The following is a 17,378-nucleotide window of genomic DNA, read 5'->3' as shown; positions in this document are numbered from 1 at the left end:
CGACCACGAGGCCCGCGGTCAGTTCCCCTTCACGTTGACGATCTGGCGCAGCGTGTGCCGCACCTCGACCAGGTCCGCGGCGTCCGCCATCACCTGGTCGATCGGTTTGTACGCCTGGGGGATCTCGTCGAGGAACGCGTCCGTATCGCGGAACTCGATCCCCGCCATGGCCTCCCGGAGTTGGTCGATCGTGAACGTCCTCCGCGCGGCCGACCGCGAGTACTGCCTCCCGGCGCCGTGCGGCGACGAGTGCAGCGCGAGCGGGTTCCCGCGGCCGGCGACGACGTACGACGCCGTCCCCATCGAACCGGGGATGAGCCCGGGCTGACCCTCGCGGGCCGAGATGGCGCCCTTGCGGGACACCCACACGTCCTTGCCGAAATGCCGCTCGCGCTCCGTGAAGTTGTGGTGGCAGTTGATCCGCTCCTGCTCCACCACGGCCGTCCCGAAGTAGTCGGCGGTCTGGCGGATGACGCGGTCCATCATCTCCTCGCGGTTGAGCAGCGCGAAGTGCTGAGCCCACCGCAGCTCGGCGATGTACGCGTCGAATTCCGGGGTGCCCTCGACCAGGTAGGCCAGGTCGCGGTCTGGCAGGTCGATCCACCACCTTGTCATCAGCGCCTGAGCGACCTTGATGTGGTGGCCGGCGATCCGGTTCCCGACGCCGCGGGAGCCCGAGTGCAGGAACAGCCACACGGTGTCGGTCTCGTCCAGGCTCACCTCGATGAAGTGGTTGCCCGAACCGAGGGAGCCGAGCTGGCGCTGCCAGTCCTTCACGTAGACGGCCGGGTCGAAGCCGGCCTCGGCGGCCAGCCTGGTGAGCTCGTCGACGCGCGGCTTCGCAGTCGCGACGACGCGGTTGTTCCGGCCTCCGGCCGAGAGCGGGATCGCGCGCTCGATCGCCTCGCGCAGCGCCGACAGCGGCGCCTGCGCCGCCTCGACGTCGTCACGGGTGAACTGGGTGCGCACGGCGATCATGCCGCAGCCGATGTCCACGCCGACGGCCGCGGGCATCACCGCGCCGAGGGTCGGGATGACCGAGCCCACGGTCGCGCCGAGGCCCAGGTGCGCGTCCGGCATCAGGGCGAGGTGCGGGTGGATGAACGGCATCCGCGATGTGGTGACCGCCTGGTCCCTGGTGCTGTCCTCCAGCAGGGAGGCCCAGTTCAGCAGGCGGTTCGAGATTCTCTCCATTGTCCTTTCGTCTCTTCTCGTGGTGGTCCGGGAACGGCCCACGCACCTCGAAGAGAGGAGGAGAGGACAGCCCCGGGAACGGTCGGGGCTGTGCGGCATCCGTGTGGATGCGGTGCTACAGCCCCCGCGAGCGCTCATTCTGCGGGAGGGCGCGCTGATAGCGCTTCAGGTCGGGGCTGTGGTGCCGCATCCTGATCCCTTCCGTTCGTGAGCGTTCCGCTGGGGCCGTCCTGCGCCGGATGGCGCAGGATTCCAGACCTTACACGCTCGCGGCTCGCGGTGTCCAGCACCCGAGACTCACCCCAACGGCACCGCCGCCCCCGACCCGAGCCGCTTCATCACCAGCGTCGACGTCATCCGCTGGATCCCCGGCAGCCCGCCGAGCTCCCCGTCGTACAGCTCCTGGTAGGCCGCGAGGTTCGGCGTGAGGATGCGCAGCATGTAGTCCGGGTCGCCGAAGAGGCGCTCGGCCTCGATCACGTTCGGGATGGCGACGACCGCCTCCTCGAACGCGCCGACGGTGTCGGGGTCGGTGCGGCTGACCGTCACGAACACGATCGCCTCGAACGTCAGCCCGACCGCGGCCGGCGACACCACCGCGCGGTAGTGCTCGATGACGCCGGACTGCTCCAGTTCCCGCACCCGGCGGTGGCATGCGGAGAGGCTCAACCCCACCCGCGCGGCCAGCTCGGTCACGCTGATCCGGCCATCCTGCTGGAGGGTTGAAAGAATCTCCCGGTCAAGCGTGTCCACGTGAACTATTCTCCCGCTGATTCGGCGATTCCGCCGCAGATATCGAAGCACCTTTCGCAAACATTCCCGTATCTTCTCCGACATGAATCCCGCACTGGTCGCGCAGTTCTGGGCGATCGCCGTTCTGCTGACGCTGACGCCCGGCGCCGACTGGGCGTACATCATGGGGGCCAGCGCGCGCGCGAAGTCCGCCGCGCCGTCGATCCTCGGGATGCTGACCGCCTACGCGATGGTGATCGCGGCCGTCGCGCTCGGCGTCGGGACGCTCGTCACGCGGTTCCCCGTCGTCCTCACGGTGCTCACCGTGGGCGGCGGCGCCTACCTGGTCTGGCTGGGGATCACGGCGCTGGTGAAGCGGTCGGAGCCGGTCGGTCCGCACGGCGAGCCGATCGCCGGGAGCGCGGCCTCCCAGTTCCTCCGCGGCGTCGGGGTCTCCGGGATCAACCCCAAGGGTCTCCTGCTGCTGCTCGCACTCCTGCCGCAGTTCACGTCCCCGACCGGGATGCCGCCCGCCGCCCAGATGCTGGTGCTCGGCGCGCTCCACCTGGTCGACATCGCAGTGATCTACTCCGGTGTCGCGCTGCTCGCCCGCCGGCTGCTGCGGTCCCGGCCGCGCGCCCTCGCCATCGTGGCGAAGCTGTCGGGGGCGATGATGGTCCTCATCGGCGTCAGCCTGCTCGTCGAGCGGTTCCTCCAGCACTGAGGCGGGCTGGACTCAGAACAGGTTCAGCGCCGCCCACTGCAGCAGGATGACCGTCTTCCCGTCCACGATCCGCCCGTCCGCGACCATCGCCAGCGCCTCGTCGTACCCGACGACGACCGGCTCGATCTCCTCGCCCTCCTCGGCCACGCCGCCCCCGCCGACGATCTCGCCCGGCCGGTACTCGGCCGCGTAGAAGTGCACCCGCTCGGTCACCGAGCCGGGGCTCATGAACAGGTCGAACAGGTGACGGAGGTCGCCCACCCGCACCCCGAGCTCCTCGGCCGCCTCGCGGCGGATCGCCTCCTCCGGGGCATCGCCGTCGAGCAGGCCGGCGGCGGCCTCCACCAGCATCCCGTCCGGGTGGCCGTTGACGTAGGCGGGGAGGCGGAACTGCCGCGTGAGCAGCAGCGTGCGCGCAGCCGGGTCGTACAGCAGCACGGTCGCGCCGTTGCCGCGGTCGTAGGTCTCCCGCGTGTGCGTCACCCAGGCGCCGTCGCGGCCCCGGTAGTCGAAGGTTGTCCGGCGGAGGACGTGCCAGCCGTCCGACACCACCTCCACGTCCGTCACGCGCACCGCGGGGTTCCCGTCGAGGTCACGGCCGGTGCGCTGCAGTCCCGTGCGTCCGCGGCTGTCTGGGACGTCGTGCCCGGGTCGTGCGTCCTGCTGTTCCGTGGATCCCTCACCGCTCATGGCAGGAGAGTATCGGAGCCCTCTGCAGCGCGAACATACGACCCGACGATCTCGCGGACCTCGACGCCGCCGCCCTGCCAGGTGGCCGGGTTGCGCCGGGCGATGGCGAGGGCGGCCTCCCGGTCGGCGGCCTCCACGATGCCGATGCCCGCGACGATCTCCTTGCTCTCGGTGTACGGGCCGTCCGTGACGCCGTCGCCGCGGACGGAGGTCGCCTCCGTGAACGGTGCGAGCGCGAACGCCGCGGTCAGCGAGCCGTCGGCGATCAGGTCCTCCGAGTGGCGGTCGTGCTCGGCGAGCTCCTCGGGTGTGCCGGCGACGCCGGTGCCGTAGATGAAGATGGCGAACTGGGCCATGAGCGATCCTTTCCGTCATCAGGACGTCGAACCGGCAGGCGCGGAATCGACAGCGTCAGCGGAGTTTGCGCCGCATCGCGCGCACGGCCAGGATGTCCGCCGCGTCCGCGTCCTCCGCTTTCACGATCGCCTTGTCCGACTTGAGCGGCAGGTGGTAGCCCTTCTCGACCTCCACACCGGCCAGGATCAGCCGGGCGCGGGCGATCTCGGCGTCGAAGACCGCCCCCAGCAGCAGCACGACGTTGGCGATCCAGATCCACAGCAGGAACACGATGATGCCGGCGAGCGTGCCGTACGTCTTGTCGTAGTGCCCGAAGTTCGCCACGTAGAAGGCGAACAGCGCCGAGGCGACGCCGAGCAGGACGATCGCCACGGTCGCTCCGGGGGTGAGCCAGCGGAATTTCGGCTGGCGCACGTTCGGCGTCGCCGAGTACAGCAGCGCGACCAGCAGCACCAGGGCGAACACCACGACCGGCCAGCGCAGGACCGACCACGCCGTCTGCGCGGCGCCGCCGATGCCGAGGAGGTTCCCGAGGGTCTGGAGGATCGGCCCGGAGATCACGAGCAGCACCGCCACGATCGCGATCAGCACCAGGGACGCGATCGTCACCCCGAGCTGCACCGGGCGCAGCGTGAACGCCGAGCGCCCCTCCCGCACGCCGTACACCCGGTTGAGCGCTCGCCCGAAGCCGCCGACGTAACCGGACGCCGACCAGACGGCGCCGACGATGCCGACCGCCAGCGCGACGCCGGTGGCGGGAGATTTCGCGAGCGCCTCGATCGGGCCCTGGACGGTTGTGAGCATCCCGGGCGCGAGCTGGTCGACCATCCCGAACAGTGCGTGGATCCCCGCCGAGCTCTGCCCGACCAGCCCGAGCACGCTGACGAGCGCGATCATCGCAGGGAACAGCGACAGCACGCCGAAGTAGGTGAGCCCCGCCGCCAGGTCGGTGCACGACGCCTGGCCGAAGCTGCGCAGGGTGCGCTTGAGGATGTAGCCCCACGGCAGGCGGGGTCGGGAGGCCTCAGCGGCCACGCGCGACCCCTCGCGCCACGAGTGCGGCGGCGCCGGCCAGCATCGCCAGGAACACCGACGCGGCGACGACCGGGTGCGACCGGATCTGCACGCGCACGTTGAACGTGGCGAAGAGGTCGTCGAGGGTGCTGGCGAGCTGGTCGCGGGTCTCCTCCAGCTCGAGCTTCAGTGTGTTCATCCCCTTGTCGCTCACGGCTGCTCCCCCTTCAGTGCCTGGGCGTCGGCCTTCAGCTCAGACCCCAGGTCGTCCGGTACGGGCGGCATCCCGCGCTTCAGCATGGCCCGGCCGATCAGGGCCAGGACGATCGCCAGGACGATCAGGATGCCGGCGACGATGAGCGCCGCGAGCCAGCCGGGGACGATGAGGGCGAACCCGAACACGGCGGCCGCGATGAGCACCCCGAGCGCGAAGAACACGAACACCAGAGCGCCCACGAGCAGGCCGGCACCGACCCCCGCGGCCTTCGCCTTCGCCGCCATCTCGGCTTTGAACAGGGCGAGCTCGGCGCTGACCAGCCGCTTGAGCTGGGCTGTCGCGTCGCGCGTCAGCACCGGCAACGGTCGCAGCCCGCGGGTCGTCCGGCGACGCTCGCGGGGGAGCGCGGCCTTGTTCTCGGTCATGTGCGTGGCCTCCCTGGTTTCGCGTCCGAACGTACCCCAGTGCGGCGGGCGCGCCAAGGGAGTGCCCTCTCCGCGTGGCCCAGGGGATGGTGCACACTAGTCGCATGAGCGGGTTCGGCGGCAATGGGGCGGGCGGCGGCGCATCGGCCGGGATCAGACCGGGGGGAGTGCTCGTGGCCGTGGTCCCGGGCCAGCCGACCGCTGTGCTCGACCAGGCGGCGCGGCTCGCCGACGACCTGGACGTCCCGCTGGTCTGCGCCAACGTCGACCCGAACCGGTACCTGGTCTCCAGCTATGTCGACGGCACCGTCGTCGCGCTGCCGTACGATCCCGACCTCCCCGAAGTGGAGGACGAGACCTTCGACGCCGAACTGGAGTCGGACATCCGCGCCGCCCTCGACGGCCGCGGCATCCCGTACTCCCTCAAGCAGCTCGCGGGCGACCCGGCGTGGGCGCTCGCCCGGCTCGCGGACGAGATGGACGCCCGCTACATCGTGGTGGGCACCCGCGAGGCGGGCCTGCGCGGGAGCCTGCGCGAGTTCTTCAACGGCTCGGTCGCGGTGCACCTGGCGCACCGGCAGCACCGGCCCGTGATCGTGGTGCCGCTGGCGCCGCTCACCGGGTCGCAGACGCTGCCCTGGGAGGACCCGCCGGTATAGTGGTCCAGCGGCGATGGATCTCGCCGGGGCCGCAGTGCCCGAACCGCGACGGTCGCTGATAGTTCCTGCGCTTCATTCCGAAGGGTGGATGCCGCGTGTCCGCGAGAACCCCGCTGCCCGTGCACCTGCACTGGCGCTCCGTCCTGCTCGTCTTCGCCGGCGGCGCGATCGGGACCACCGTGCGCTACCTGCTGTCGGCCGCCGTGCCGACCGTGGCCGGCATCCCGCTCATCATCCTCGTCATCAACGTGACGGGCGCGTTCGCGCTCGGCTGGCTGCTGGAGGCGCTGGCCCTGCGCGGCCCGGACGCCGGACGCCGCCGTGACCTGCGGCTGTTCGCCGGCACCGGCATCCTGGGCGGATACACGACCTACAGCTCGTTCGCGGTGGACACCGACGGCCTCTTCGCGGCGCACAACCCCGGCGGCGGTGTCGGGTACGCGGTGGCGACCATCCTGATCGGCGCGCTGGCGTCGGTGGCGGGGATCGCGGCAGCGGCGGCGCTCGGACGCCGCAGGGCGCAGCGGGCGGGGGCGGGCCGGTGACGCCGCTGCTGGTGCTCGCCGTCGCGGTCGCGGGCGGCCTCGGAGCCGTCGCGCGCCTCGTCCTTGACGGGGTGCTGCGCAGCCTGTTCCGCATCAACTACCCGTTCGGGACCACGGTCATCAATGTGACCGGCTCGTTCCTGCTCGGCGTGGTCACCGGGCTGGCGCTCGCGCACGGCCTCCCGCCCGAGTGGAGGTCGATCCTCGGCACCGGGTTCCTCGGCGGGTACACGACGTTCAGCACGGCGAGCTACGAGACCGTGCGGCTGGCGCAACAGCGGCGGTACCGGGCGGCCCTGTTCAACGGGGCGGGGATGCTGGTGCTGGCGCTCGCCGCGGCGGCCCTGGGGCTCTGGCTGGGCGGTCTGGTCTGACGGGGCGAGCGCGGAGACTCAGGCCCCCTGCTCCATCCACCACTCGGTGAACTCCTCGGCGCGGCCATCATCGGCGAGCACGACGACCCACAGGTTCGAGTAGGTCGGGCCGTCGTGGTAGTCGGTGACGCCCTCCACGAAGTACTGGGACCCGTCCTGGCCGAGCAGCCGCCACTCGAAGTCGACCGAGCCCGGATCGTCCTGCGCGTCGAGCCAGCCCTCCACGATCTCGAGGTGGCCGTCCCACGGCTCGGCGAACGGCTCGGTGCGGTAGCTGGCGTCCTCGGTGAAGAGCGCCCGGATATCGTCGGGGTCGTTCGACTCCCACGCGCGGCGATAGCGGTCGATCCAGGTCGTGATCGCGTCGGCCATGTTCCCCGTTATACGCCCTGGCCGGGCGAGGCCGCCAGACTTGACAGCGCGCCGCGACGCGGTATGCCCGGGCTGGTCAGCGCCGGGCGAGCGCGAGCTGCGGCAGTGCGTCGAGCAGCGGGGCGAGCTCGGGGACGCGGTGCGCCTCCTGGAGGGCGGCCTCCAGTGCCGCGTCGTGCACCGGCCGGGCGCTGTCGAGCAGTTCGTGGCCGCCGGAGGTGAGCTCGGTGTAGATGCCGCGGCGGTCGTCCAGGCAGTCGATGCGGGTCAGCAGGCCGCGCTCCTCCAGCCGGTTGACCAGCCGGGTGGTGGCGGACGGGCTCAGCGCGCTGGCGCGGGCGAGCTGCTGCATGCGCATGTGCCACCCGTCCTGCCGGCTGAGCGCGTCGAGGACGGTGTACTCGACGACGGAGAGGCCGGCTCCGCGGGTGAGCGCCTTCTCCAGCTCGTTCTCGATGAAGTTGTGGAGCGCGGCGAGGGTGCGCCAGCCTTGCGCGCGCACCTCGACGGCGTCGTCGGCGATGCCCATGTGCGGTCTCCTCGGGGTCTCGGATGGCGGGCGGTTGCGCAAAGTAGTTGCATGTGCAACTATTTATAACGCGTCTGCAAGTACTTAGTGTACGCGCGCCTTCTCCCGTCACCCGACCCTCCCAGGAGTTCTCCATGCCTGCTGGCCTGATCGCCCTCGCGCTGGGCGGCTTCGGCATCGGCCTCACCGAGTTCGTCATCGCCGGGCTGCTGCCCGAGGTCGCCGCCGACTTCCACGTCGACGCCGCCGCGGCCGGCTGGCTCATCTCCGGGTATGCGCTCGCCGTCGCCGTCGGCGCGATCGGCCTGACCGCGGCCGTCACCCGTCTCCCGCGCAAGACGGTGCTGCTCGGCCTGATGGTGCTCTTCATCCTCGGCAACGCGCTCTCCGCTCTGGCCACCGACTACCCGGCGATGCTCACCGGCCGTATCGTCGCCGCGCTCTGCCACGGCGCCTTCTTCGGCATCGGCTCCGTCGTCGCCGCGGGCCTGGTCGACCCCAGCCGGAAGGCACGGGCCATCGCCATCATGTTCACCGGCCTGACGGCCGCCAACGTCCTGGGCGTGCCGTTCGGGACCCTGCTCGGCCAGCAGTTCGGGTGGAGGTCGACGTTCTGGGCGATCACGGTGGTCGGAGTGCTGGCGTTCGTCGGCGTGGCGGTGCTGGTGCCGGGGGAGCGGGCCGGGTCCGCCGCGGCCACCGGGTCCGCCGCTCCCTCTGGCCTGAGGGCCGAGCTGCGCGCCTTCCACTCCGGGCAGCTCTGGCTCTCGCTCGTGGCGACCGTCCTCGGCTTCGGCGGCATGTTCGGCGCCTTCACCTACATCGCCTACACGCTGACCGGGCTCTCGGGATTCCCCGCGGCCGCGGTGCCGTGGCTGCTCATCCTGTTCGGCCTCGGCCTGTTCGCCGGGAACGCAGTCGGCGGCAGGTTCGCGGACCGCTCGATCGACCGGACGCTGCTCGTCGTGCTGGCCGTGCTCACGGTGATCCTGGCCGCGTTCGCGCTTCTCGCCGCCCAGCCGGTCGCCGCCGTCGTCGCGCTCGTCCTGATGGGCGCGTTCGGTTTCGCGACGGTCCCCGCGCTCCAGCTTCGGGTCCTCCGCTCGGCCGATGCCGCGCCGACGCTGGCCTCCGGCGCGAACATCGCCGCGTTCAACATCGGCAACGCGCTCGGCGCGTGGCTGGGCGGCCTCACCATCGCGGCCGGACTCGGCTACGCGTCCCCGCTGTGGGTGGGCGCCGCGATGACCGTCGCGGCCCTCCTGGTCGTCGCGGTCGCTGCCACCCTTCGCAACAAACTCTTCCGGTCTACTAGACAGGGGCGTACACTCGCCGATGTCTCGAACGGAAGGCCGACGATCAGGGGGTGATCGTGTGGTGGATGTGCCAGAGGTGCGGCGCTCCAGCCTCACTCCCGCGCGGCTTCTGATCGGATCCCTCGTCCTCGGCGGCGGCATCGTCGCGCTGGGCCTGCTGTTCGGCGGCGGCTCCGCGAACGCGTCCGAGCTGCCGACGCCCGGCCCGCTGGGCGGCGTGGTCGCGACCGTCGGTTCGGTCGCGTCAGGGGTGGGGAACACGGCCGGCGCCGCTGCCGCGTCGGTGACGCCCGCGGCCCCCGCGCCGGTCCCGGATGTGGCGGCGCAGGTCGTCCAACCGGTGGCGAGCGTCGTGCAGCATGTGGCGGTCGCCGCGCCGGTGGAGGCTGTGGTGAGCCCGGTCGCGCAGGAGGCGGATCGGGTGGTGGCGGAGGTCGCTCCCGTCTCGGAAGCGGCCGCAGCGGCTGTTGCTCCCTCTGCCGCTCCCTCTGCCGCGCAGGCTCCGAGCGCTCAGGCGTCGAGCACCCTCGCCGCGCCGTTCACTCTGGCAAGCGCTCTTGCCGCCCCGCTCTCTCTGGTGCGCTCTCTTGCCGCACCGCTTTCTTCGGTGACATCCGTGCTCGCGAACCACCCCGTCAGCACGGTGACCGAGTCGCTCGCCGCCGCCGCTGACGGCGTCCTCGCGGGCGTCGCGGGAGGTCTTGCGGGCGCTGTCCACCCGCTCGTGGTTCCCGCCGTTGTCGTGCCGGCCGGGGAGGGCTCTGCCGTCCCGTCGGCTGGCGTCACGTCTGCTGTCGCCATCTCCTCGCCTCCCGCGGGTTTGGCGAGCACTCTGCGTGGCGCCGTTGTTGCGTACTCGCCGACCGCCACGCCGACCGCCGGCGCGGCCTCCGGGCTGCTCGGCGACGCCCCCCAGAGCGACCCCGGCGTGCCGTCGCCGGGGGCACCGACGGGTGTGCTCGGCATGAGCCCGAGCGGCGCCCAGGGCGGCGGTTCCGCCCCCGGCGTCTCCGCGCTCAGCGAGAGTGCCGCCAGGCTCGTGGACGCCCTGAGCGTCCGCGCCGGTCTCCCGGGGGACGACGCCCTCCTGACGTCCCCCCTCTTCGATCACGACATCAGCCCCGACTGAGTCGGTCCCCGTCCGCCCTGCGCGCATGCGCGCCGCGGACACGGATCGCGAACTCCCGACCGGGAGTCCGACACACTCACTCGAAGGGCTGAACAATGAACAAGTACGTCTCCAGGGGGTTGTGGTTCACCCTCTGCCTCGGCGGGCTCTGGCTCGCCGGCACCGCGGCCGCGAACGCCGCGGAACCACCCACGACGAGCGGAAGCAACGGCATCGCGTCCGGCACCCAGGCCGTGGCCGGCGTCACAGCACCGGTGACCGTCACCGGAAACGGGATCGCGGTCCTCGGCGACTCCACCACGTCGGGCACATCCGCCGCCCCCGCAGCGCCGGCTCCGGCTCCCTCCGCCACCACCAGCGGGCTCGGCTCCCTGGCCGGTGGCGACCAGGGCCTGGCCAGCGTGTCGGTGCCGGTCACGGCGTCGGGCAACGCGGCGAGCGTGGCCGGCGACGCGACCAGCGGCGCCGCCCCCGCGGCAGCACCCGGGTCAGCCGCTGCGGCTCCCGCGCCCGCGACGACCTCGGGTTCCGGCGGCGTGCTGTCCGGCGCCCAGGCGCCGGTCGTCGCGACGGCTCCGGTGACGGCGACCGGGAACTCGGTGGCGGTGCTGGGGGATGCGAGCAGCGGAGGTTCGGGTGCTTCGGCTCCGGCCGCATCGGCTCCCGCGTCCTCGGGTGCGACGACCTCGGGGTCCGGCGGCGTGCTGTCGGGTGCTCAGGCGCCCGTGTCCGCGGCGGTTCCCGTCACCGCGTCCGGCAACTCGGTCGCCGTGCTGGGTGACGCGAGTAGCAGCGGCCCCTTGGCCTCCGTTCCGGCCTCGTCGGCTCCGGCCGCCGGGACTTCGTCCCCCTCGGGTGCGACGACCTCGGGTACGAACGGTGTGCTGTCCGGGGCGCAGGTCCCGGTGAACGCGGCGGCTCCGGCCACTGCGACCGGCAACTCCGTGGCAGTGCTCGGTGACGCGAGCAGCGGCGGGGCGGCTTCGGGCGCCCCCGCTTCGGCGGCTCCGGCTTCGGGCGCGACGACCTCGGGTGCGAATGGTGTGGGTTCGGGTGCTCAGGTGCCGGTGTCCGCGTCGGCTCCGGTGAACGCTTCCGGCAATTCGGTGGCCGTACTGGGCGATTCGAGTGCCGCAGGGGTGCCTTCGGGTGGCTCGGCTTCGTCGGCTCCGGCTTCGGGCGCGACGACCTCGGGTGCGAATGGTGTGGGTTCGGGTGCTCAGGTGCCGGTGTCTGCGTCGGCTCCGGTGAGTGCGTCCGGGAACTCGGTGGCGGTGCTGGGCGATTCGAGTGCCGCAGGGGTGCCTTCGGGTGGCTCGGCTTCGTCCGCTCCGGTTTCGGGTCTGACGACCTCGGGTTCGAATGGTGCGGGTTCGGGTGCTCAGGTGCCGGTGTCCGCGTCGGCTCCGGTGAACGCTTCCGGCAACTCGGTCGCGCTGCTGGGTAACTCGAGTGCCGCGGGGGTGCCCTCGAGTGGCTTTGCTTCGTCCGCTCCGGCCTCGGGTCTGACGACCTCGGGTGCGAACGGTACGGGCTCGGGCGCGCAGGTGCCGGTGTCCGCGTCGCTCCCGGTGACCGTGGCTGGCAACTCGGTCGCCGTGCTCGGTGATCCCGCTAGTGCCACGACGGTTCCGACCACCTCGGATGCGGCCACGACGCCGGTGGCGTCTACGGGGACGAACCCGGGCACGATCGTCACGGGGACTGACGTGGCCGGAGCCGCGCTCGGGACCGACCCGGCTGCGGGGGGCTTCGGTGCCCTCGCCTCCAGCGCTCTGGCCTCCAGTGCCCTGGGGTCGTCCGCGCTCGCATCGTCCGCGCTCGCATCGTCCGCGCTCGGGTCGTCCGGCTCGGGCTCGTCCATGCTGGCGTCGACCGGTTCGGATGAACTGGCCATCGGGTCGATCGCAGCTCTGCTGGCGATGCTCGGGACCATCCTGCTCTTCGGAGCCGCGAACAGGGAGCGCCGCCACCACACGCGGTGACGGGCGCCCTCGAAAGATGCGACTGGGCTGGGTCGGTCGGAGGACCGGCCCAGCCCATCGCCGCGCCCCGATGACACCCCTCAGTACCCGATCGGCCGCCCCGGTGTCAGCGGTGCCTCGCTGGCGGTGAACATCTCGCCGCGGTTGTACTCGGCCTCCCGCCGTTCGACCTCCGCGATCAGGGCCTTGTTCAGCATCTCCGACCAGCTGCTGTCCTTCTCCTCGAAGGACGTCGAGCGGTAGGTGGCGCGGGCGCGGTTGCGCAGCGTCTCGGACAGGTAGAACGTGACCGTCGTCCTCTTGGCGGTGGTCAGGCTGCCGGCGACGGCGGTCGGCCGGTCGGGCGTCGCCGCCGGACGCTCGTCCGCGGGCTCGTCTGTGGGCGCGAGCTCGGCCGGAGGGTCGGGGGTCACCGGGGAGAGGTCTTGAAGAGTCACGAACCCACCTCGCAAAATACGGCATGTGTCATCTACCGGCAACATACTACGTGATGAGGCTGGGTGAGACCAGCGAAGGAGGCGCGGCCGGTTCGCCGCGCCGCCGTCTCAGCGCGACAGACGCTCCACGATCGCGCCGAAGAGCTGCGGCCGCGCGGTCGCGGTCGCGACGATGCGCGGGCGGAACGGCGACCGGGCGGCGACCACCAGCCCGGTGGTCAGCATCCGGAAGTCGCGCGTCGTCGTCCGCCAGGCGTGCTCGTACTGCTCCGTGTTCCCCGCCCGCACCGCGGCGACGGCAGCGCGCGCCTGCGCGAACCCGACCCGCATCCCCTCGCCGGTGAGCGCGTCGACGTAGCCGGAGGCGTCGCCCGCCAAGAGCACCCGGCCCGAGGCCCGCGAGCGCGAACGCTGCAGCAGGGGTCCGGCGCCGCGCGCGTCCGTCACCGGCTGCGCGCCCGCCAGGCGGTCGGCGAGCTCCGGGATCGTGGCGATCGCGGCCTCCTGGTCGAGCGGCCGCGGGCCGAGCACGGCGACCCCCACCGTGCGGTCGTCTACGGGCGTGACGTAGGCCTCCACGAGAGCGGACCAGTGCACTTCGACCAGGTCGGTCCAGGGCGCGACCGCGTAGTGCCGGCGCAGCCCGTAGCGGCGGCGAACGGGATGCTGCGCGCGCCCGTCCAGCCCGAGCAGCCGCCGGACGGGCGAGTGGAGGCCGTCGGCGGCGATCACCCACGGGGTGTCGATCGTCTCCCCGCCGGCGAGGGTCAGCTCCACGCCGTCCCTGCGCTGCGTCAGCCCGGCCACGCGCCCGCGGACGATCGGCGTCCCCAGCTCGGCGGCGCGGCGGCCCAGCTCGCGGTGGAGCACCGTCCGGCGGACCCCGCGCCCCGGCCGCTCGGCGAAACGGTGCTCGACGCGCTGCGCGCCGTCCAGGTAGGCGATCCCGGCCAGCCGATGGCCGGGCGGGTCGACCCCGATGCGGTGGAGGGCGGCGAGGGCGCCCGGCATGAGCCCCTCTCCGCAGGCCTTGTCGATCGGGTCGTCGCGCGGTTCCACCACGATGACCGCCATCCCCGCGAGCCGCGCCTCGATCGCGCACGCCAGCCCGATCGGGCCGCCGCCCACGACGACGAGCTCGGCGTCGGTCATGCGGAGGCGGACGCGGCGGCGGTGGAGGCCAGCGCCCGGTTCTCGCACGGGATCCGGAAGCCGAGCAGCAGCACCGCGTTCAGCACGGTGAAGGCGAGCGCCGTGATCCACGCGGTGTGCACCAGCGGGAGGGCGAACCCTTCCACGACGACGGCCACGTAGTTCGGGTGCGTCAGCCACCGGTAGGGGCCGCGCTCCACCAGCGGGAGGTCGGGGACGACGATGACGCGCGTGTTCCAGCGCGGGCCGAGCGTCCCGATGCACCACCAGCGCAGCGCCTGACTGGCCAGCACCAGCACCAGCATCGGCCAGCCGAGCCACGGCAGGAACGGCCGGTCCAGCAGCCAGACCTCGGCCAGGCAGGCGAGCAGGAGGCCGGTGTGGAGGGCGACCATCGGCGGGAAGTGCGCGCGCCCGTACTCGACGCCGCCGCGGGCGAACGACCAGCGGGCGTTGCGCGCGGAGACGACGAGCTCGGCGATCCGTTCGGCGCCGGTGGCGAGGATGAGGACGGTGTACCAGATCACGCCGCAGAGCCGATCGCCCGCGCGGCACCCGCGGCCTCCGCGCCCTCCGACCCGGCAGCCCAGCGCAGCAGCACCAGCTCGCTCGTCACCCCCGGCCCGAGCGCGAACAGCAGCCCGACCGTCCCGGCCGGGTGCGCGTCCAGCTGCTCGGCCAGCACGTGCAGCACGGCGGCCGACGACAGGTTGCCGACGCGCGCCAGCGACCGCCAGCTCGCCTCCAGGGCGTCCGCCGGCAGGTCCAGGGCGCGTGCGAACGCCTCGAGCACCTTCGGGCCGCCGGGATGCGCGGCCCACGCGCTTACGTCGGATACCGCGAGGTCGTGCTCGGCGAGGAGGCCGCGGGCGTCGCCGGCGAAGTTGCGGTCGATCACCTCCGGAACGCCCGCGCTCAGGACGATGCGGAAGCCGGTCCCGCCGATGTCCCAACCGATGACGTCCTCGGTGTCGGGGTAGATGCGGCTGCGGGTGTCGACGACCTCCGGGCCGGGGAGGCCGAGCTCCCGGGCGCGGTCGTCTCCGGCCATCACCACCGCCGCCGCGCCGTCGCCGAAGAGCCCGCTCGCGACGATGTTGGCCATGGAGTCGTCGCGCGCCTGCACGGTCAGCGAGCACAGCTCCACCGACAGCAGCACCGCGATCTCACCGGGATGCCCGGCCAGGTAGTCGTGCACCCGGGCGATCCCCGCCGCGCCGGCGACGCAGCCGAGGCCGAAACTCGGCAGCCGCTTGACGTCGGGCCGCATCCCGAGGCGCTGCACGAGCTGGGCGTCGATGGAGGGCGCGGCGATCCCGGTGACCGACGTGAAGAGGAGGTAGTCGACATCCGTGGCGCTCAGCCCCGCTGTCGCGAGCGCCTGGGTCACGGCCCGCTCGGCGAGCGTGGTGCCCTCGGCGATGAAGTAGTCGTTGGACTCGCGGAACGACGCCAGCGAACTGTAGCGCTCGAGGGGCATCACGAGGCTGCGCGACTCCACCCCGCTCGAAGCGTGGATGCGCCGCATCACCGCCTGCCGCTGCGGGTCCGTGGTGATCATCGCGAGCAGCGCGGCCGTGATCTCGCCCTGGCTGTAGCTGCGGGCGGGCAGCACGGGCGCCACAGCGACGATACGGCTCACAAGCGAAACGTACCACCGGGGTGGTTCGGCGGAGTGAGGTCGCGGTGAACTGTCAGAACAGGGTGCCCGACCGCGGGCGCTACGCTCGGCCTCATGCGCGCCTTCCTGATCCTGCATGGCTGGGGCAACTTCCGCCCGCCGGGGCACTGGCAGTACGAACTCGCCGCCGCCCTCCGCGAGCGCGGGGAGCGTGTCGTCTACCCGCAGCTCCCGGACGCCCAACAGCCCGACCTGGAGGCCTGGCGCACCGCCGCGGCGGCAGCGCTCGACGAAGCGCGCGCAGACGACGCCCGCGTGACCGTGATCGCGCACAGCCTCGGCGCCGCGCTCTGGCTCGGCGCCCGCCCGGACGACGCCGAAGACGACACCGAAGACGAAGACGACACCGACGCCGGCGCCGGCCGATCCGTCGACCGCGTCCTCCTGGTCGCCCCGCCGTCGCCCTCCTACCTGCGCGCGAACCCGGAGGTCGCCGCGTTCGCCGCCCTCGAACCGACGCGGCCCGCGGCCGAGACCCGCATCGTCGCGTCCGACGCCGACCCGTGCAATCCCGAGGGCGCGCGCGTCGTCTTCGCCGAGCCGCTCGGCATCCCGCTGACGACGATCCCGGCGGGCGGCCACCTCACGCCCGCGTCCGGATACGGAACGTGGCCGTCGGTTCTCGACTGGTGTCTCGACCCGACGGCCACGATCGTCCCGCGTTAGGCGGAAGTGAAAGGGGCGGACTCAGCGCCTCGCGCCGCGCACGACCTCCACCAGCGGCTCGAACAGCGCCTCCCCGCGCTGCACCCCCATGACCTCGTCCACGATGTCCTCGGGGTTGGCGCGCTGGAGGAGCTGCTGCAGTTCCACGCTCTGCGTGTCCTCTGGCACGTCGAAGTGCAGCGCGGCCCCGATCGCGGTGAGCAACGCCGACGGCACCCCGCCGACGTACTGCACGTAGTCGGCGGCCGGCCCGACGAAGCGGTCGTTGCGGCCGAGCTTGCGCAGCGGCTCGCGGCCGACCCGCGTCACCTCGTCCACCAGGTACGGGTTGCGGAAGCGGTTCAGGATCTTCGCTCGGTATTCCGCCAACTCGGACGGGTCCAGCCCGTGCTTGGCGCTGAGCGCGGCCGACGTCTCCGCCAGCGCGGCCTCCGTCGCCTCCAGCACCGAAGGGATGCCGATCGCCTCGCTGATGATCGTCGCGCCCGCCAGGAAGCCGGTGTAGGCGACGGTCGCGTGCCCGGTGTTGACCGTGAACAGCTTGCGCTCGATGTACGGCCCGAGGGAGTCCACGAAGTGCGCGCCGGGGATCGGCGGCACGTTCCCGTTGAACGGGCTGCGGTCCACGACCCACTCGTAGAAGGTCTCCACGGTCACGTCGATGCCCGCGTCGGGCGCCTGCGCCGGCACGATGCGGTCGACGGCGGTGTTCGCGAAGACCGCGCGGGCGGCCAGCTCCTCGCGGGTGTCGTCGTCCGGGAGGCCGTCCATCAGCTCGGCCGCGAGCAGGTCGGTGGCGCCGATCGCGTTCTCGCACGCCATGACGGCGAGACGCGGGGCGTCCGACGCCCGGGCGGCGAGTCCGCGTGCGATGACCGGCGCGACGAAGCGCAGGATGCGCGGGCCGACGGCCGTGGTCACCACGTCCGCGGTCGCGATCTCGGCGACCAGCGCGTCCTCCGCGGTCGCGCTGTTGATGGCGCGGAAGCCCGTGACGGTCTTGGTCTCCGACTCCTCCCCGACCAGGTGGACTTCGTAGGAGTCCGCGGCGTCGAGGGCGTCGATCAGTTCGGCGTTGACGTCCGCGAACACCACCTCGTACCCGGCTTCGTGGAGCAGGAGCCCCACGAAGCCGCGCCCGATGTTGCCCGCGCCGAAGTGGACGGCTTTCATCCGAGCC

Annotated in this window: 22 protein-coding genes and 1 riboswitch; of the genes, 8 read left to right on the top strand and 14 right to left on the bottom strand. The window is 72.4% G+C overall.

What is annotated here, in order from left to right:
- Positions 1 to 18 precede the first annotated feature (18 nt).
- Both ABIA36_RS07560 and ABIA36_RS07555 read right to left on the bottom strand, forming a co-directional pair.
- Positions 19 to 1,194 carry an RtcB family protein gene (locus ABIA36_RS07560; RefSeq protein WP_369961673.1) on the bottom strand — a complete coding sequence of 392 codons (1,176 nt, stop codon included), beginning with the start codon at positions 1,192 to 1,194 and terminating at the stop codon, positions 19 to 21.
- Positions 1,195 to 1,491: 297 nt separating this feature from the next.
- Positions 1,492 to 1,947 (bottom strand): Lrp/AsnC family transcriptional regulator, encoded by a 456-nt coding sequence (locus ABIA36_RS07555; protein ID WP_369961672.1) that lies wholly within the window; start codon positions 1,945 to 1,947, stop codon positions 1,492 to 1,494.
- A gap of 82 nt (positions 1,948 to 2,029) precedes the next feature.
- Between ABIA36_RS07555 and ABIA36_RS07550 the strand changes: the two genes are divergently transcribed.
- Complete coding sequence (locus tag ABIA36_RS07550) at positions 2,030 to 2,650, top strand: LysE family translocator (RefSeq protein ID WP_369961671.1); 621 nt, start codon at positions 2,030 to 2,032, stop codon at positions 2,648 to 2,650.
- A 12-nt stretch (positions 2,651 to 2,662) separates the two neighbouring features.
- Here the strand turns inward: ABIA36_RS07550 and ABIA36_RS07545 are convergent, their stop codons facing one another.
- Genes ABIA36_RS07545 through ABIA36_RS07525 form a run of 5 tightly spaced genes read right to left on the bottom strand, consistent with a single transcriptional unit; the run spans position 2,663 to position 5,353 of the window.
- On the bottom strand, positions 2,663 to 3,340 hold the full coding sequence (locus ABIA36_RS07545; protein WP_369961670.1) for an NUDIX domain-containing protein: 678 nt from the start codon (positions 3,338 to 3,340) through the stop codon (positions 2,663 to 2,665).
- Positions 3,337 to 3,696 carry a YciI family protein gene (locus ABIA36_RS07540; protein WP_369961669.1) on the bottom strand — a complete coding sequence of 120 codons (360 nt, stop codon included), beginning with the start codon at positions 3,694 to 3,696 and terminating at the stop codon, positions 3,337 to 3,339. The genes ABIA36_RS07545 and ABIA36_RS07540 overlap by 4 nt, the downstream gene beginning before the upstream one ends.
- Before the next feature lie 55 nt (positions 3,697 to 3,751).
- Positions 3,752 to 4,732, bottom strand: a complete 981-nt coding sequence (locus ABIA36_RS07535) for a YihY/virulence factor BrkB family protein (RefSeq protein ID WP_369961668.1) — start codon at positions 4,730 to 4,732, stop codon at positions 3,752 to 3,754.
- Positions 4,722 to 4,925, bottom strand: coding sequence for a DUF3618 domain-containing protein (locus ABIA36_RS07530; protein WP_369961667.1), 204 nt, complete (start codon positions 4,923 to 4,925; stop codon positions 4,722 to 4,724). The genes ABIA36_RS07535 and ABIA36_RS07530 overlap by 11 nt, the downstream gene beginning before the upstream one ends.
- Positions 4,922 to 5,353 carry a phage holin family protein gene (locus ABIA36_RS07525; RefSeq protein ID WP_369961666.1) on the bottom strand — a complete coding sequence of 144 codons (432 nt, stop codon included), beginning with the start codon at positions 5,351 to 5,353 and terminating at the stop codon, positions 4,922 to 4,924. The genes ABIA36_RS07530 and ABIA36_RS07525 overlap by 4 nt, the downstream gene beginning before the upstream one ends.
- A 104-nt stretch (positions 5,354 to 5,457) precedes the next feature.
- On the opposite strand from ABIA36_RS07525, the gene ABIA36_RS07520 reads away from it, so the two are divergent.
- The 3 genes from ABIA36_RS07520 to crcB all read left to right on the top strand — a co-directional run bounded on the left by ABIA36_RS07520 (position 5,458) and on the right by crcB (position 6,931).
- On the top strand, positions 5,458 to 6,012 hold the full coding sequence (locus ABIA36_RS07520) for a universal stress protein (RefSeq protein WP_369961665.1): 555 nt from the start codon (positions 5,458 to 5,460) through the stop codon (positions 6,010 to 6,012).
- Positions 6,013 to 6,087: riboswitch (Fluoride riboswitch) on the top strand.
- 20 nt (positions 6,088 to 6,107) lie between these two features.
- Complete coding sequence (locus ABIA36_RS07515) at positions 6,108 to 6,557, top strand: CrcB family protein (protein ID WP_369961664.1); 450 nt, start codon at positions 6,108 to 6,110, stop codon at positions 6,555 to 6,557.
- A complete protein-coding gene (crcB, locus tag ABIA36_RS07510) occupies positions 6,554 to 6,931 on the top strand; it encodes a fluoride efflux transporter CrcB (RefSeq protein WP_369961663.1) in 378 nt (125 codons plus the stop codon). The genes ABIA36_RS07515 and crcB overlap by 4 nt, the downstream gene beginning before the upstream one ends.
- A gap of 18 nt (positions 6,932 to 6,949) precedes the next feature.
- Here the strand turns inward: crcB and ABIA36_RS07505 are convergent, their stop codons facing one another.
- Together ABIA36_RS07505 and ABIA36_RS07500 are read right to left on the bottom strand one after the other, a co-directional pair.
- Positions 6,950 to 7,303 (bottom strand): nuclear transport factor 2 family protein, encoded by a 354-nt coding sequence (locus tag ABIA36_RS07505; RefSeq protein ID WP_369961662.1) that lies wholly within the window; start codon positions 7,301 to 7,303, stop codon positions 6,950 to 6,952.
- 76 nt (positions 7,304 to 7,379) lie between these two features.
- Positions 7,380 to 7,832, bottom strand: a complete 453-nt coding sequence (locus ABIA36_RS07500) for a MarR family winged helix-turn-helix transcriptional regulator (RefSeq protein ID WP_369961661.1) — start codon at positions 7,830 to 7,832, stop codon at positions 7,380 to 7,382.
- Positions 7,833 to 7,966: 134 nt separating this feature from the next.
- Here ABIA36_RS07500 and ABIA36_RS07495 point away from each other — a divergent pair, with 134 nt between their 5' ends.
- The 3 genes from ABIA36_RS07495 to ABIA36_RS07485 all read left to right on the top strand — a co-directional run bounded on the left by ABIA36_RS07495 (position 7,967) and on the right by ABIA36_RS07485 (position 12,262).
- Complete coding sequence (locus ABIA36_RS07495) at positions 7,967 to 9,202, top strand: MFS transporter (RefSeq protein WP_369961660.1); 1,236 nt, start codon at positions 7,967 to 7,969, stop codon at positions 9,200 to 9,202.
- A 7-nt stretch (positions 9,203 to 9,209) separates the two neighbouring features.
- Positions 9,210 to 10,277, top strand: coding sequence for a hypothetical protein (locus tag ABIA36_RS07490; RefSeq protein WP_369961659.1), 1,068 nt, complete (start codon positions 9,210 to 9,212; stop codon positions 10,275 to 10,277).
- A 95-nt stretch (positions 10,278 to 10,372) separates the two neighbouring features.
- Positions 10,373 to 12,262: a beta strand repeat-containing protein gene (locus ABIA36_RS07485; RefSeq protein ID WP_369961658.1), complete on the top strand. Its 1,890-nt coding sequence runs from the start codon at positions 10,373 to 10,375 to the stop codon at positions 12,260 to 12,262.
- Positions 12,263 to 12,342: 80 nt separating this feature from the next.
- On the opposite strand, the gene ABIA36_RS07480 is transcribed toward ABIA36_RS07485, so the two are convergent.
- The 4 genes from ABIA36_RS07480 to ABIA36_RS07465 form a co-directional block, all read right to left on the bottom strand.
- Positions 12,343 to 12,699 (bottom strand): hypothetical protein, encoded by a 357-nt coding sequence (locus ABIA36_RS07480; RefSeq protein ID WP_369961657.1) that lies wholly within the window; start codon positions 12,697 to 12,699, stop codon positions 12,343 to 12,345.
- 108 nt (positions 12,700 to 12,807) lie between these two features.
- Positions 12,808 to 13,851, bottom strand: a complete 1,044-nt coding sequence (locus ABIA36_RS07475) for an NAD(P)/FAD-dependent oxidoreductase (protein ID WP_369961656.1) — start codon at positions 13,849 to 13,851, stop codon at positions 12,808 to 12,810.
- Positions 13,848 to 14,378 (bottom strand): isoprenylcysteine carboxyl methyltransferase family protein, encoded by a 531-nt coding sequence (locus ABIA36_RS07470; RefSeq protein ID WP_369961655.1) that lies wholly within the window; start codon positions 14,376 to 14,378, stop codon positions 13,848 to 13,850. The genes ABIA36_RS07475 and ABIA36_RS07470 overlap by 4 nt, the downstream gene beginning before the upstream one ends.
- Positions 14,375 to 15,493, bottom strand: coding sequence for a type III polyketide synthase (locus tag ABIA36_RS07465; RefSeq protein ID WP_369961654.1), 1,119 nt, complete (start codon positions 15,491 to 15,493; stop codon positions 14,375 to 14,377). The genes ABIA36_RS07470 and ABIA36_RS07465 overlap by 4 nt, the downstream gene beginning before the upstream one ends.
- Positions 15,494 to 15,586: 93 nt before the next feature.
- On the opposite strand from ABIA36_RS07465, the gene ABIA36_RS07460 reads away from it, so the two are divergent.
- A complete protein-coding gene (locus ABIA36_RS07460; protein ID WP_369961653.1) occupies positions 15,587 to 16,198 on the top strand; it encodes an RBBP9/YdeN family alpha/beta hydrolase in 612 nt (203 codons plus the stop codon).
- 21 nt (positions 16,199 to 16,219) lie between these two features.
- Here ABIA36_RS07460 and ABIA36_RS07455 read toward each other — a convergent pair whose 3' ends face one another.
- Entirely contained in the window at positions 16,220 to 17,371 is a 1,152-nt protein-coding gene (locus ABIA36_RS07455) for a mannitol-1-phosphate 5-dehydrogenase (RefSeq protein ID WP_369961652.1), read from the bottom strand.
- Positions 17,372 to 17,378: the final 7 nt, after the last annotated feature.

The organism is Leifsonia sp. EB34 (assembly GCF_041260585.1).
Classification (GTDB): Bacteria; Actinomycetota; Actinomycetes; order Actinomycetales; family Microbacteriaceae; genus Leifsonia.
Note: the sequence above shows the minus strand (reverse complement) of the source record. Positions and strands in the feature narration are given on the sequence as shown.

What these genes read in the sequence shown, in the direction of transcription:
- ABIA36_RS07560 (WP_369961673.1), bottom strand. Translation starts at nt 1,194, where the DNA reads ATGGAGAGAATCTCGAACCGCCTGCTGAACTGGGCCTCCCTGCTGGAG.
- ABIA36_RS07550 (WP_369961671.1), top strand. Translation starts at nt 2,030, where the DNA reads ATGAATCCCGCACTGGTCGCGCAGTTCTGGGCGATCGCCGTTCTGCTG.
- ABIA36_RS07545 (WP_369961670.1), bottom strand. Translation starts at nt 3,340, where the DNA reads ATGAGCGGTGAGGGATCCACGGAACAGCAGGACGCACGACCCGGGCAC.
- ABIA36_RS07540 (WP_369961669.1), bottom strand. Translation starts at nt 3,696, where the DNA reads ATGGCCCAGTTCGCCATCTTCATCTACGGCACCGGCGTCGCCGGCACA.
- ABIA36_RS07525 (WP_369961666.1), bottom strand. Translation starts at nt 5,353, where the DNA reads ATGACCGAGAACAAGGCCGCGCTCCCCCGCGAGCGTCGCCGGACGACC.
- ABIA36_RS07520 (WP_369961665.1), top strand. Translation starts at nt 5,458, where the DNA reads ATGAGCGGGTTCGGCGGCAATGGGGCGGGCGGCGGCGCATCGGCCGGG.
- ABIA36_RS07505 (WP_369961662.1), bottom strand. Translation starts at nt 7,303, where the DNA reads ATGGCCGACGCGATCACGACCTGGATCGACCGCTATCGCCGCGCGTGG.
- ABIA36_RS07500 (WP_369961661.1), bottom strand. Translation starts at nt 7,832, where the DNA reads ATGGGCATCGCCGACGACGCCGTCGAGGTGCGCGCGCAAGGCTGGCGC.
- ABIA36_RS07495 (WP_369961660.1), top strand. Translation starts at nt 7,967, where the DNA reads ATGCCTGCTGGCCTGATCGCCCTCGCGCTGGGCGGCTTCGGCATCGGC.
- ABIA36_RS07485 (WP_369961658.1), top strand. Translation starts at nt 10,373, where the DNA reads ATGAACAAGTACGTCTCCAGGGGGTTGTGGTTCACCCTCTGCCTCGGC.
- ABIA36_RS07475 (WP_369961656.1), bottom strand. Translation starts at nt 13,851, where the DNA reads ATGACCGACGCCGAGCTCGTCGTCGTGGGCGGCGGCCCGATCGGGCTG.
- ABIA36_RS07460 (WP_369961653.1), top strand. Translation starts at nt 15,587, where the DNA reads ATGCGCGCCTTCCTGATCCTGCATGGCTGGGGCAACTTCCGCCCGCCG.
- ABIA36_RS07455 (WP_369961652.1), bottom strand. Translation starts at nt 17,371, where the DNA reads ATGAAAGCCGTCCACTTCGGCGCGGGCAACATCGGGCGCGGCTTCGTG.